General features: G+C 69.6%; 12 protein-coding genes. 10 read left to right on the plus strand and 2 right to left on the minus strand.

Annotation, left to right across the window (positions count from 1 at the left end; translation table 11 throughout):
• Positions 1 to 151 precede the first annotated feature (151 nt).
• From ruvC to KCH87_RS35240, 8 genes are all read left to right on the plus strand, one after another.
• Positions 152 to 682 (plus strand): crossover junction endodeoxyribonuclease RuvC, encoded by a 531-nt coding sequence (gene ruvC, locus KCH87_RS35205; RefSeq protein ID WP_210591773.1) that lies wholly within the window; start codon positions 152 to 154, stop codon positions 680 to 682.
• Complete coding sequence (ruvA, locus tag KCH87_RS35210) at positions 679 to 1,284, plus strand: Holliday junction branch migration protein RuvA (RefSeq protein ID WP_210591775.1); 606 nt, start codon at positions 679 to 681, stop codon at positions 1,282 to 1,284. Before ruvC ends, ruvA begins: the two co-directional genes overlap by 4 nt.
• A 25-nt stretch (positions 1,285 to 1,309) precedes the next feature.
• Complete coding sequence (gene ruvB, locus KCH87_RS35215) at positions 1,310 to 2,380, plus strand: Holliday junction branch migration DNA helicase RuvB (RefSeq protein WP_210591778.1); 1,071 nt, start codon at positions 1,310 to 1,312, stop codon at positions 2,378 to 2,380.
• A gap of 163 nt (positions 2,381 to 2,543) precedes the next feature.
• On the plus strand, positions 2,544 to 3,083 hold the full coding sequence (gene yajC, locus KCH87_RS35220) for a preprotein translocase subunit YajC (protein WP_210591782.1): 540 nt from the start codon (positions 2,544 to 2,546) through the stop codon (positions 3,081 to 3,083).
• Between the two features lie 132 nt (positions 3,084 to 3,215).
• Entirely contained in the window at positions 3,216 to 4,985 is a 1,770-nt protein-coding gene (gene secD, locus KCH87_RS35225; RefSeq protein WP_210591784.1) for a protein translocase subunit SecD, read from the plus strand.
• Position 4,986: 1 nt separating this feature from the next.
• Positions 4,987 to 6,105, plus strand: a complete 1,119-nt coding sequence (gene secF / locus KCH87_RS35230; RefSeq protein WP_210591786.1) for a protein translocase subunit SecF — start codon at positions 4,987 to 4,989, stop codon at positions 6,103 to 6,105.
• Positions 6,102 to 6,641: an adenine phosphoribosyltransferase gene (locus tag KCH87_RS35235; protein WP_210591788.1), complete on the plus strand. Its 540-nt coding sequence runs from the start codon at positions 6,102 to 6,104 to the stop codon at positions 6,639 to 6,641. Before secF ends, KCH87_RS35235 begins: the two co-directional genes overlap by 4 nt.
• A gap of 308 nt (positions 6,642 to 6,949) precedes the next feature.
• Positions 6,950 to 9,487, plus strand: a complete 2,538-nt coding sequence (locus KCH87_RS35240) for a bifunctional (p)ppGpp synthetase/guanosine-3',5'-bis(diphosphate) 3'-pyrophosphohydrolase (RefSeq protein ID WP_210591790.1) — start codon at positions 6,950 to 6,952, stop codon at positions 9,485 to 9,487.
• 73 nt (positions 9,488 to 9,560) lie between these two features.
• On the opposite strand, the gene KCH87_RS35245 is transcribed toward KCH87_RS35240, so the two are convergent.
• Positions 9,561 to 10,790: a DUF349 domain-containing protein gene (locus KCH87_RS35245; RefSeq protein WP_210591792.1), complete on the minus strand. Its 1,230-nt coding sequence runs from the start codon at positions 10,788 to 10,790 to the stop codon at positions 9,561 to 9,563.
• 136 nt (positions 10,791 to 10,926) lie between these two features.
• Positions 10,927 to 11,772 (minus strand): peptidylprolyl isomerase, encoded by an 846-nt coding sequence (locus KCH87_RS35250; RefSeq protein WP_210591793.1) that lies wholly within the window; start codon positions 11,770 to 11,772, stop codon positions 10,927 to 10,929.
• Positions 11,773 to 11,951: 179 nt separating this feature from the next.
• Between KCH87_RS35250 and KCH87_RS35255 the strand changes: the two genes are divergently transcribed.
• Positions 11,952 to 12,665 (plus strand): MBL fold metallo-hydrolase, encoded by a 714-nt coding sequence (locus KCH87_RS35255; RefSeq protein WP_210591795.1) that lies wholly within the window; start codon positions 11,952 to 11,954, stop codon positions 12,663 to 12,665.
• 12 nt (positions 12,666 to 12,677) lie between these two features.
• Positions 12,678 to 13,940, plus strand: coding sequence for a histidine--tRNA ligase (gene hisS, locus KCH87_RS35260; protein ID WP_210591798.1), 1,263 nt, complete (start codon positions 12,678 to 12,680; stop codon positions 13,938 to 13,940).

Genomic DNA, 13,940 nt, shown 5'->3' on the forward strand with positions numbered 1-13,940 from the left:
GGGGGGGGGGGGGGGCCCCCCCCCCCCCCCGCGGGGGGGGGGGCGGGGGGGGGGGGGGGGGGGGGGGGGGGGGCCCCCCCCCCCCCCCCCCCGCCACTGTTGTCGGTGGCACCCGATAGCCTGCACAAACAGGCGATCGAAGGGAGGGCGCGTGCGCGTGCTGGGGGTGGATCCGGGGCTGACGCGATGCGGTGTCGGTGTCGTCGAAGGCGTCGCCGGTCGGCCGCTCACGATGCTCGGCGTCGGCGTCGTGCACACGCCCGCGGACGCGGACCTGGGGCACCGTCTCGTCGCCATCGAGCAGGGCATCGAGCAGTGGCTGGACGAACACCGGCCCGAATGCCTCGCCGTGGAGCGGGTGTTCAGCCAGCACAACGTCCGTACGGTCATGGGCACGGCCCAGGCCAGCGCCGTCGCCATGCTCTGTGCCGCCCGCCGGGGCCTCCCCGTCGCGCTGCACACCCCCAGCGAGGTCAAGGCCGCCGTCACCGGGAACGGCCGCGCGGACAAGGCGCAGGTCGGCGCCATGGTCACCCGCCTGCTGAAGCTCGACGCACCGCCCAAGCCCGCCGACGCCGCCGACGCCCTCGCCCTCGCCATCTGCCACATCTGGCGCGCGCCCGCCCAGAACCGCCTCCAGCAGGCCGTCGCCCTGCACGCATCGAAAGGTCGCCCGGCATGATCGCCTTCGTCAGCGGCACGGTCGCCGCCCTCGCCCCCGACGCCGCGGTGGTCGAGGTCGGCGGCGTCGGCATGGCCGTCCAGTGCACGCCGAACACCCTGTCCACGCTCCGCCTCGGCCAGCCCGCGAAGCTCGCCACGTCCCTGGTCGTACGGGAGGACTCGCTCACCCTGTACGGCTTCGCGGACGACGACGAGCGGCAGACCTTCGAGCTGCTCCAGACCGCCAGCGGAGTCGGCCCCCGCCTGGCACAGGCCATGCTCGCCGTGCACTCCCCGGACGCCCTGCGCCGGGCTGTCACGACAGCCGACGAGAAGGCGCTCACCGCGGTCCCCGGCATCGGCAAGAAGGGTGCCCAGAAGCTGATGCTGGAGCTGAAGGACCGGCTGGGTGCACCGATCGGCGCTCCCGTGGTCGGTGCACCCGTCACCAGCGGCTGGCGCGATCAGCTGCACGCCGCCCTGATCGGGCTGGGCTATGCGACCCGCGAGGCCGACGAGGCCGTGGCCGCCGTGGCCCCGCAGGCCGAGGCAGCCGCCGGCACCCCGCAGGTGGGTCAGCTCCTCAAGGCCGCTCTCCAGACCCTGAACCGCGCCCGCTGAACCCCCGAACCCCGAGGCACACGAAATGAACTGGGACGACCCGGCCGACACCCCCGCCCCCGAGCGGCTGGTGGGCTCAGTCGCCGACCGTGAGGACCAGGCGGTGGAGGCCGCGCTGCGCCCCAAGGACCTGGACGAGTTCATCGGCCAGGAGAAGGTCCGCGAGCAGCTCGACCTCGTCCTGCGTGCCGCACGTGCGCGTGGCGCCACCGCCGACCACGTGCTGCTCTCCGGCGCCCCCGGCCTCGGCAAGACCACCCTCTCGATGATCATCGCGGCGGAGATGGCCGCCCCGATCCGCATCACCAGCGGCCCCGCCATCCAGCACGCCGGCGACCTCGCCGCGATCCTCTCCTCGCTCCAGGAGGGCGAGGTCCTCTTCCTCGACGAGATCCACCGGATGTCCCGGCCCGCCGAGGAGATGCTCTACATGGCGATGGAGGACTTCCGCGTCGACGTCATCGTCGGCAAGGGCCCGGGCGCCACCGCCATCCCGCTCGAACTGCCGCCGTTCACCCTGGTCGGCGCCACCACGCGCGCGGGCCTGCTGCCGCCCCCGCTGCGGGACCGCTTCGGCTTCACCGCGCACATGGAGTTCTACGAGCCCGCCGAGCTGGAACGCGTCATCCACCGTTCCGCGAAACTCCTCGACCTCGAGATCGAAGCCGACGGCGCCGCCGAGATCGCCGGCCGTTCCCGTGGCACGCCCCGCATCGCCAACCGCCTGCTGCGCCGGGTCCGCGACTACGCGCAGGTCAAGGCCGACGGCATCATCACGCGTGAGATCGCCGGGGCGGCACTGAAGGTCTACGAAGTCGATGCCCGGGGGCTCGACCGGCTCGACCGGGGCGTCCTCGAAGCCCTGCTCAAACTCTTCGGCGGCGGTCCGGTCGGCCTGTCGACGCTCGCCGTCGCGGTGGGGGAGGAACGTGAGACCGTGGAAGAGGTCGCCGAGCCGTTCCTCGTACGGGAGGGACTGCTCGCCCGAACCCCGCGGGGACGCATCGCCACTCCCGCCGCATGGGCGCATCTCGGCCTCACCCCGCCCCACTCGTCAAGGGCGGGAAACGGACAACAGGACCTGTTCGGGGCGTGACGGCGAGGGCACTGGCCGGGTCAGGAACCCCGGTGCCATGCTGAGCGTTGTTCCTTGCGCGCGGACTCGCTTAGACTCCGCCGATGCCGCCTTTGTCGGCGGCACACATACCCCCAACCATCAGGCCGCTCACACCGCGGTCGCGTGAAGGAAGTACCGACCCGTGAGTCTCGTGACCCTCCTCCCCTTCATCGTGCTCATCGGGGCCATGTTCCTGATGACCCGCTCGGCCAAGAGGAAGCAGCAGCAGGCCGCCAACATGCGGAACGAAATGCAGCCCGGCAGCGGTGTCCGCACCATCGGGGGCATGTACGCCACGGTCAAGGAGGTCAACGAGGACACGGTCCTCCTCGACGCCGGCCCGGGCGTCGACCTCCTCTTCGCGAAGAACTCGATCGGTGCCGTCCTCTCCGACGACGAGTACAACCGCCTCGTCCACGGAATCGAGCACGACCTGAAGAGCGACGTCGTCCCGGACGACGCCTCCGCCCTCACCACGTCGGAGTCCGCCGAGACCGACGCCGCCGCCGGCGACGCCTCCGACGACAAGCAGGTCGACCTGGGTAAGAAGGACGCGGACGAGGAGCCGGCCGACGAGACGCCGACCGCCGAGGCGAAGGCTGACGACGAGGCGAAGGTGGACGACGAGGCGAAGGTGGCCGACGAGCCGACGAAGACCAACGGCGACTCCGACGCGAAGTAGTCATGCACCCCGGCGCGCGGGCCGCTCCCGCGCGCCCCGGGACATGCGCAGCTTGCTTGGGATCCCGACACCATGTCATGGCCGCTCGCCCGCCGCACGGGCGTGAGACGGCCCGAGAGGGAGTACGAGAAGGTGGCAGCACCTAAGAAGGGCCGGAGCGCGAGCGCCCAGAGCAAGCCAGGGCGCTCACTGGTCCTGATCCTGATCGCCATCGTGGCGCTCACCGGGGGAATGTTCCTCTCCGGGCACACCACTCCGCGTCTCGGCATCGACCTGGCCGGCGGTACGAGCATCACGCTCCGCGCGGAGCCGGAGGACGGCGACCAGTCCGCGATCAACAAGAAGAACATGGACACCGCGGTCGACATCATGAACCGCCGTGTCAACGGTCTCGGTGTCTCCGAGGCGGAGGTCCAGACCCAGGGCGATCGCAACATCATCGTCAACATCCCCAAGGGCACGAACTCCGAGGAGGCCCGGAAGCAGGTCGGCACCACCGCCAAGCTCTACTTCCGTCCGGTCCTCGCCACCGAGGCCTCCGGCGCCGCCGCCACGGCCAGCCCGTCGCCCAGCGCCTCCAGCAGTGCCTCGGGCGAGGCCACCGACAAGGCGACCTCGTCCCCGTCCGCCACCGGCTCGACGACGCCCTCCGCGACCTCCACCACGCAGGGACGCGCGGTCACCGACGCGCTCAAGGCCGACGCCACGCCGAGCGGCTCCGGGTCGCCCTCCACCAGCGCCTCCCCGTCCGCGAGCGGCAGCGCCCCGGCCGACGAGGCCACCGCAAAGCTTCAGGCGCAGTACGCCGCGCTCGACTGCACCAAGAAGGCGGTCCGCGCCACCGCCGGCGAGGGCGCCAAGCCCACCGAGCCCACCGTGGCCTGCGGCCAGAACTCGCAGGGCCAGTGGCAGAAGTACGTCCTCGGCCCCGCCGAGGTCGACGGCACCGACGTCGACAAGGCCCAGGCCGTCTTCAACACGCAGACCGGCGCGGGCTGGACCGTCACGATGGACTTCACGTCCGCCGGCACCAAGAAGTTCGCGGACATCACCGGCAAGCTGGCCCAGAACCAGACCCCGCAGAACCAGTTCGCCATCGTCCTGGACGGCGAGGTCGTCTCCGACCCGTACGTCAAGCAGGCCCTGACCGGCGGCAACGCGGAGATCTCCGGCAACTTCAACCAGGAGTCGGCCCAGAGCCTCTCCAACATGCTGTCGTACGGCGCCCTGCCGCTGACCTTCAAGGAGGACAGCGTCACCACGGTGACCGCGGCGCTCGGCGGTGAGCAGCTGCATGCCGGTCTGATCGCGGGTGCGATCGGTCTCGCCCTGGTCGTGCTCTACCTGCTGGTCTTCTACCGCGGTCTCTCGATCATCGCCCTGCCCTCGCTGCTGGTCTCCGCGCTGCTCACCTACGTGATCATGGCGCTGCTCGGCCCGACCATCGGCTTCGCGCTGAACCTGCCGGCCGTCTGCGGTGCGATCGTCGCGATCGGTATCACCGCGGACTCGTTCATCGTGTTCTTCGAACGCATCCGGGACGAGATCCGCGAGGGACGCTCACTGCGCCCCGCCGTCGAACGGGCCTGGCCGCGCGCCCGCCGCACCATCCTGGTCTCCGACTTCGTGTCCTTCCTCGCCGCCGCCGTGCTGTTCATCGTCACCGTCGGCAAGGTCCAGGGCTTCGCGTTCACCCTCGGTCTGACCACCGTGCTGGACGTGGTCGTCGTCTTCCTCTTCACCAAGCCGCTGATGACGATCCTCGCCCGCAAGAAGTTCTTCGCCAACGGTCACAAGTGGTCCGGCCTCGACCCGAAGGGCCTGGGCGCCAAGCCCCCGCTGCGCCGTACCCGCCGTCCCTCCCGCCCCACCGCCGGCCCTGTCGACCCGAAGGAGGCGTGAGATGTCGAAGCTCGGCAACCTCGGCGCCCGACTGCACCGTGGCGAGGTCGGCTACGACTTCGTCGCCAACCGCAAGATCTGGTACGGCATCTCGATCCTGATCACCATCACGGCCATCGTCGGCCTGGCGGTGCGCGGCCTGAACATGGGCATCGAGTTCCAGGGCGGTGCGGTCTTCACCACCCCGAAGACCAGCGTCTCGGTCTCCCAGGCCGAGGAGCAGGCGGAAAGCGCGTCCGGCCATGACGCGATCGTCCAGGAGCTCGGCAGCGGTGGCCTGCGTATCCAGATCGCGGGCATCGACACCAACAAGGCCGACCAGATCAGGACCGAGCTGTCCAAGGATCTGAACGTCGACTCGGACAAGATCAACGCCGAGTTGGTCGGCCCCAGCTGGGGTGAACAGATCGCCAACAAGGCCTGGCAGGGTCTGGCGATCTTCATGGTGCTCGTCGTGATCTATCTGGCGATCGCGTTCGAATGGCGCATGGCCGCGGCCGCACTGGTCGCCCTGATCCACGACATCACCATCACGGTCGGCATCTACGCCCTCGTCGGGTTCGAGGTGACGCCGGGCACGGTGATCGGTCTGCTGACGATCCTCGGTTACTCGCTCTACGACACGGTCGTCGTCTTCGACAGCCTCAAGGAGCAGGCGAAGGACATCACCAAGCAGACCCGCTTGACGTACAGCGATGTCGCCAACAACTCCATCAACAGCACCCTGATGCGCTCCATCAACACCACGGTGGTCGCGCTGCTCCCGGTCGCCGGTCTGCTGTTCATCGGCGGCGGCTTCCTCGGCGCCGGCATGCTCAACGACATCTCGCTGTCGCTGTTCGTCGGTCTCGCGGCCGGTGCGTACTCCTCGATCTTCATCGCCACGCCGCTCGTCGCCGACCTCAAGGAGCGCGAGCCGCAGATCAAGGCCCTCCGCAAGCGCGTCCTCGCCAAGCGGGCGCAGGCCGCCACGCAGGGCGGGACGCCGGACGGCCTGATCACCGACGAGGCGTACGCGGACGAGCCGGAGGACGCAGCTCCCGCCGTCGTCGGCCCCCCGCGCAACCAGCCCGCGGCCCGCAACCGGGGCCGCGGCCGACCCTCCGGGAAGCGCCGATGACCGACATCGAGGGGTTGCTGCTCAGCCGCATCCGTGACGTGGCGGACTACCCGGAGCCGGGCGTGATGTTCAAGGACATCACCCCGCTTCTGGCGGACCCGGCGGCCTTCAGCGCACTCACCGACGCCCTCGCCCAGGTCGTCGAGCGGACGAACGCGACGAAGGTCGTCGGCCTGGAGGCCCGCGGGTTCATCCTCGGCGCCCCGGTCGCCGTCCGCGCGGGCGTCGGCTTCATCCCCGTACGCAAGGCGGGCAAGCTCCCCGGGGCCACCCTCAGCCAGGCGTACGACCTGGAGTACGGCTCCGCCGAGATCGAGGTGCACGCCGAAGACCTCACCGGGGGCGACCGCGTCCTGATCGTGGACGACGTCCTCGCCACCGGCGGCACCGCCGAGGCCTCGCTCCAGCTGATCCGCCGCGCGGGCGCCGAGGTCGCCGGCGTCGCGGTCCTCATGGAGCTCGGCTTCCTCGGCGGCCGCGCCCGCCTGGAACCGGCACTCGACGGGGCACCGCTGGAGGCACTGCTCAAGGTATGAGCGCCGGGCGTGAAAGCGGTCCGGGCACCGGCGTGAAGACCAGCGCAAGCACCGGCCCGCAAGCCGTGCGCCTGCTCTGATCCACCCGCGCGAAAGCCGTCCGAAAGCCCCGCGAGGGCCGTATGAAAGCCCTGTGACACCCGCAGGACACCGCGAAGGCGGGCCCGGAGGAATCCGGCGCCCGCCTCTGGTGTTTCTCGGGTAGACGGTCCTCACATCGGCCTGAAGGCGATCCTGCGGCTCAGGATGGCTACCATGGGGTCTCCGGAGCCTGACCGGGGGACCCGGATCGCGCACGAGGAGCCCTCTTGCCAGACGAGGCCCAGCACCTGACCGCCGCCAAGCCCGAGTCCGCCTCGGGCCCCGTGGCCAAGCCCGCGCCGACGGTGTCGAACGCGAAGAACGACACCCGCGGGCCGGTCGAGCACGCCCAGTCCGCGCCTGTCGACAAGTCGGCCGAGCAGTCGCGGCCCAAGCCGGCCCCGGCCGAGCGCCCGGCCACGCCCGCGGTCCGCCCGAACACCGGCCAGCCCGCCCGCTCCGGCTCCTCCAACCGCGTCCGCGCCCGCCTCGCCCGTCTCGGTGTCCAGCGCTCCAACCCGTACAACCCGGTCCTGGAGCCGCTGCTGCGGATAGTGCGCAGCAACGACCCGAAGATCGAGACGGCCACGCTCCGGCAGATCGAGAAGGCCTACCAGGTCGCCGAGCGCTGGCACCGCGGCCAGAAGCGCAAGAGCGGCGACCCGTACATCACGCACCCCCTCGCCGTCACCACGATCCTCGCCGAGCTGGGCATGGATCCGGCCACCCTGATGGCGGGTCTGCTGCACGACACCGTCGAGGACACCGAGTACGGCCTCGACCAGCTCCGCCGCGACTTCGGCGACTCCGTCGCCCTGCTCGTCGACGGCGTCACCAAGCTGGACAAGGTCAAGTTCGGCGAGGCGGCACAAGCCGAGACGGTGCGCAAGATGGTCGTCGCCATGGCCAAGGACCCGCGCGTCCTGGTCATCAAGCTCGCCGACCGCCTGCACAACATGCGCACCATGCGCTACCTCAAGCGCGAGAAGCAGGAGAAGAAGGCGCGCGAGACCCTCGAGATCTACGCGCCGCTCGCCCACCGCCTCGGCATGAACACCATCAAGTGGGAACTGGAGGACCTCGCCTTCGCGATCCTCTACCCCAAGATGTACGACGAGATCGTACGGCTGGTGGCCGAGCGGGCACCGAAGCGTGACGAGTATCTGGCCATAGTGACCGACGAGGTCCAGCAGGACCTGCGCGCCGCCCGCATCAAGGCGACCGTCACCGGACGTCCGAAGCACTACTACAGCGTCTACCAGAAGATGATCGTCCGCGGCCGTGACTTCGCGGAGATCTACGACCTGGTGGGCATCCGCGTCCTCGTGGACACCGTCCGCGACTGCTATGCGGCCCTCGGCACCGTGCACGCGCGATGGAACCCGGTCCCCGGCCGGTTCAAGGACTACATCGCGATGCCCAAGTTCAACATGTACCAGTCGCTCCACACGACGGTGATCGGTCCCAACGGCAAACCGGTCGAACTCCAGATCCGTACGTTCGACATGCACCGCCGCGCCGAGTACGGCATCGCCGCGCACTGGAAGTACAAGCAGGAGCCGTCCGCCGGTGCCTCCAAGGTCCGCACCGACGTGCCGAAGTCGTCCGGCAAGGGCAAGGACGACCACCTCAACGACATGGCGTGGCTGCGCCAGTTGCTCGACTGGCAGAAGGAGACCGAGGACCCGGGCGAGTTCCTGGAGTCCCTGCGCTTCGACCTGTCCCGCAACGAGGTCTTCGTCTTCACGCCGAAGGGCGACGTCATAGCGCTCCCGGCGGGCGCGACACCCGTCGACTTCGCATACGCGGTCCACACCGAGGTCGGCCACCGCACCATAGGCGCACGGGTCAACGGCCGTCTCGTACCGCTCGAATCCACCCTGGACAACGGCGACCTGGTGGAGGTCTTCACCTCCAAGGCAGCCGGCGCCGGCCCCTCCCGCGACTGGCTCGGCTTCGTCAAGTCGCCGCGCGCCCGCAACAAGATCCGCGCCTGGTTCTCCAAGGAGCGCCGCGACGAGGCCATCGAGCAGGGCAAGGACGCCATCGCACGTGCGATGCGCAAACAGAACCTGCCGATCCAGCGCATCCTGACCGGCGACTCCCTGGTCACTCTCGCCCACGAGATGCGCTACCCGGACATCTCCTCGCTCTACGCGGCGATCGGCGAGGGACATGTCGCCGCGCAGAACGTCGTACAGAAGCTCGTGCAGGCTCTCGGCGGCGAGGAAGCCGCCACCGAGGAGATCGACGAGTCGGTACCGCCGGCCCGTGGCCGCAGCCGCAAGCGGCGCAGCAGCCAGGACCCGGGTGTGGTCGTCAAGGGCGTCGACGACGTCTGGGTCAAGCTCGCCCGCTGTTGTACGCCCGTCCCCGGCGACCCGATCATCGGCTTCGTCACTCGCGGTAGTGGTGTATCGGTTCACCGCAGCGACTGTGTGAACGTGGATTCACTGTCCCGAGAGCCCGAGCGCATCCTCGAGGTCGAGTGGGCGCCCACCCAGTCGTCGGTCTTCCTGGTCGCCATCCAGGTCGAGGCCCTCGACCGCTCGCGGCTTCTGTCGGACGTCACCCGCGTCCTGTCCGACCAGCACGTCAACATCCTCTCCGCGGCCGTCCAGACCTCCCGCGACCGCGTCGCCACCTCCCGCTTCACCTTCGAGATGGGCGACCCGAAGCATCTCGGCCACGTTCTGAAGGCGGTGCGCGGTGTCGAGGGCGTCTACGACGTGTACCGCGTGACGTCGGCGCGCAGCCGGTCGTAGGCAGTCGTAGGCATACGACGAAGGGGCTCCCGTACTCGGTACGGGAGCCCCTTTTCGTACGTCCGAAGCGGTGTCAGCCGCCGAACTCCTGGAGACCCTTGAGTGCCTGGTCAAGGAGTGCCTGGCGGCCCTCCAGCTCCCTCTCGAGCTTGTCGGCCTTGGCGTTGTTGCCCTGGGACCGGGCCTGCTCGATCTGCTTGTGGAGCTTGTCCACGGCGGCCTGGAGCTGGCCGGTCAGACCCTCGGCACGCGCGCGTGCCTCCGGGTTGGTCCGGCGCCACTCGTTCTCCTCGGCGTCCTGGATGGCCCGCTCGACGGCGTGCATCTTGCCCTCGACCTTCGGCCGGGCGTCGCGCGGCACATGGCCGATGGCCTCCCAGCGCTCGTTGATCGAGCGGAACGCGGCGCGCGCGGTCTTGAGGTCCGTGACCGGAAGGATCTTCTCGGCCTCCTCGGCCAGCTCCTCCTTGAGCTTCAGATTCTCCGACTGCTCCGCGTCACGTTCGGCGAAGACCGAGCTGCGGGCGGCGAAGAACACGTCCTGCGCGCCGCGGAAGCGGTTCCACAGGTCGTCCTCGTGCTCACGCTGGGCGCGGCCGGCGGCCTTCCACTCCGTCATCAGCTCGCGGTAGCGCGCGGCCGTCGGACCCCAGTCCGTCGAGCCCGACATGGCCTCGGCCTCGCCGACCAGCCGCTCCTTGGTCTTGCGGGCTTCCTCGCGCTGGGCGTCCAGCGATGCGAAGTGGGCCTTGCGGCGCTTGGAGAACGCCGACCGGGCGTGCGAGAAGCGGTGCCACAGCTCGTCGTCCGACTTGCGGTCCAGGCGCGGCAGACCCTTCCAGGTGTCCACCAGGGCCCGCAGCCGCTCACCGGCGGCCCGCCACTGGTCGGACTGCGCCAGCTGCTCCGCCTCGGTGACCAGCGCCTCCTTGGACTTGCGGGCCTCGTCGGACTGCTTCGCGCGCTGCTGCTTGCGCTCCTCACGGCGCGCTTCGACGGTCTCCACGAGCTTGTCCAGCCGCTTCCGCAGCGCGTCCAGGTCACCGACGGCATGGTGCGCGTCGACCTGCTCGCGGATGTGACCGATGGCGACCTGGGCGTCCTTCGCGGAGAGGTCGGTGGTCTTGACTCGCTTCTCGAGGAGGCCGATCTCGACAACCAGGCCCTCGTACTTGCGCTCGAAGTAGGCCAGCGCCTCCTCAGGGGAGCCGGCCTGCCAGGAACCGACGACCTGCTCGCCGTCGGCCGTACGCACGTACACGGTCCCCGTCTCGTCGACGCGGCCCCACGGGTCGCTGCTCACAGCGCCTCCTCCACATGATGCCTGCGTAGGGCTTCAGCACCCCCGGGCATCGTCCACAGTTTCGTCACGGCCAACATAGGCGACCGGCGGGTTGCCTGTCCGCATCCCGCGCGACCGAAATTCCGCAGTTGGGGGGTCAGGATTTGCTGACAGTTGCCTTGTTGATCACGACTGTTGCGTTGGGGGCGGTGTTCCCGGTCGTGGGGTCCGCGGCCTGCGCTCCGGCGTCCGCGATCTTCTTCAGGACCTTCATGCCGGCCTCGGACACCGTTCCGAACGGTGTGTAGTCGGCGGGCAGCTGACTGTCCTGGTAGACGAGGAAGAACTGGCTTCCTCCGGTGTTGCGCCCTTCCTTCGTCTGGGCGTTGTACTGGTTGGCCATCGCGACCGTGCCCGCCGGGTACACGTTGCCCTTGAGGCTCTTGTCCTTGAGGTTCTCGTCCGGGATCGTGTAGCCGGGCCCGCCCGTCCCGGTGCCCTGCGGGTCGCCGCACTGAAGCACGTAGATGCCGCTGTTGACGAGCCGGTGGCACTTGGTGTGGTCGAAGAAGCCCTTGCCCGCAAGGAAGTTGAAGGAATTCACGGTGTGCGGCGCTGCCGACGCCTTGAGGTCGATGTCTATGTCGCCGCAGGTCGTCGCGAGCTTCATCGTGTACGCCGCCGACTTGTCGATCGTGATCGCCGGCTCCTTCTTCCAGGTCGCAGTCTTGACCTTGCCCGCGGCCGGCTTCTCGCACGGATCGGGGGCCTTGCTGCTCGCCGAGGCGCTCGGGGTGACGTCGGCGCTGGCGTTGCTCTTGTCGTCGTCCTTGAGGACCCCGGTCGTGTACAGCGCCAGGCTGCCGATCAGGACCACGCCGAGCGCGGACGCGATCGCGGCGTTGCGCATGCGCGCCTTGCGCCGTGCGTCGGTGCGCCGCTGCTGCTGCCGCAAGAACTTCTCCCGCGCGAGCTGACGCTTCCGCTGTTCTTGGCTGACCACCGGGTTTCTCCTCATACGTCTCGTGCGTCGACCGGTACGCGTGCGTCGTTCGGGCCGACCGCCTGCGTGTGCCCCGTACCGTATATGGGTTCGCTGAGGAATCGGCAGCGCCGGTAGGCTCTGACCTCAGGCGCAGCCCATTCGCAAGCCCACCCGAACCGACACAACGAAGGACGATCGTGCTCATTGCCGGGTTCCCCGCCGGGGCCTGGGGGACGAACTGTTATCTCGTCGCCCCCGCCGCCGGTGAGGAGTGCGTGATCATCGACCCGGGCCACGAAGCGGCCCCAGGAGTCGAGGAAGCACTGAAGAAGCATCGGCTCAAGCCCGTGGCGGTCGTCCTCACCCACGGGCACCTCGACCATGTGGCCTCGGTCGTCCCGGTGTGCGGCGCGCACGACGTGCCGGCCTGGATCCACCCCGAGGACCGGTACATGATGAGCGACCCCGAGAAGGCGCTCGGGCGCTCCATCGGGATGCCGCTGCTGGGTGAGCTGACCATCGGGGAGCCGGACGACGTCAAGGAGCTGACCGACGGTGCGCGGCTGGAACTGGCGGGTCTGGAGCTGTCCGTCGCGCACGCGCCGGGCCATACCAAGGGGTCGGTGACCTTCCGGATGCCCGAGACCGCCGACATTCCGTCGGTCTTCTTCTCCGGGGATCTGCTGTTCGCCGGCTCCATCGGACGCACCGACCTGCCCGGCGGTGACATGGCCGAGATGCTCGACTCGCTGGCCCGCGTGTGCCTGCCGCTCGACGACTCGACCGTGGTGCTGTCCGGCCACGGCCCCCAGACGACCATCGGCCAGGAGCGCGCCACCAACCAGTATCTGCGACAGGTGGCGTCCGGCCAGGGACAGGGTTCCAACACCCCTCCCCGACGAGGAATGTGACGAGAGACTTCCGTGAGCACCTTCAAGGCCCCCAAGGGCACGTACGACCTGATCCCGCCGGACAGCGCCACGTTCCTGGCCGTCCGCGAGGCGATCGCGGCCCCGCTGCGCAACTCCGGCTACGGCTACATCGAGACGCCCGGCTTCGAGAGCGTCGAGCTGTTCGCGCGCGGTGTCGGTGAGTCCACCGACATCGTGACCAAGGAGATGTACGCCTTCGAGACCAAGGGCGGCGACCGGCTCGCCCTGCGCCCGGAGGGCACGGCCTCCGTCCTGCGCGCGGCCCTGGAGGCCAACCTGCACAAGGCGGGCAACCTCCCGGTCAAGCTCTGGTACTCGGGCTCGTACTACCGCTACGAGCGTCCGCAGAAGGGCCGTTACCGGCACTTCTCCCAGGTCGGTGCCGAGGCGATCGGTGCCGAGGACCCGGCGCTGGACGCCGAGTTGATCATCCTGGCGGACCAGGCGTACCGCTCGCTGGGGCTCAGCAACTTCCGCATCCTGCTGAACAGCCTGGGCGACAAGGAGTGCCGTCCGGTGTACCGCGCGGCCCTCCAGGACTTCCTGAGCGGCCTGGACCTCGACGAGGACACCCTGCGCCGTTCGGAGATCAACCCGCTGCGCGTCCTCGACGACAAGCGCGAGTCGGTCCAGAAGCAGCTGACCGGCGCCCCCCTGCTCCGCGACTACCTCTGCGACGCCTGCAAGGCGTACCACGAGGAGGTCCGTGAGCTGATCACCGCGGCGGGCGTCGCCTTCGAGGACGACCCGAAGCTGGTGCGCGGCCTGGACTACTACACGCGCACGACCTTCGAGTTCGTCCACGACGGTCTCGGCTCCCAGTCCGCGGTGGGCGGCGGCGGCCGCTACGACGGCCTGTCCGAGATGATCGGCGGCCCCGCGCTGCCGTCCGTCGGCTGGGCCCTGGGCGTGGACCGCACGGTCCTCGCGCTGGAGGCGGAGGGCGTCGAACTCGAACTCCCGGCGTCCACCAGCGTGTTCGCGGTGCCGCTCGGCGAGGAGGCCCGCCGCGTCCTCTTCGCCAAGGTCACCGATCTGCGCAAGGCGGGCATCGCGGCCGACTTCTCCTACGGCGCCAAGGGCCTCAAGGGCGCCATGAAGAACGCCAATCGCAGCGGCGCCCGCTACACCATCGTCGCCGGCGAACGCGACCTCGCCGAGGGCGTCGTCCAGCTGAAGGACATGGAGTCCGGCGAGCAGACGGCGATCGGCGTGAACGAGATCGTGGCCGAGCTGGAGGCGAAGCTGGGCTGA

The sequence above is a fragment of the Streptomyces sp. GESEQ-35 genome (assembly GCF_017948485.1).
In the GTDB taxonomy this organism is placed as follows: Bacteria; Actinomycetota; Actinomycetes; order Streptomycetales; family Streptomycetaceae; genus Streptomyces.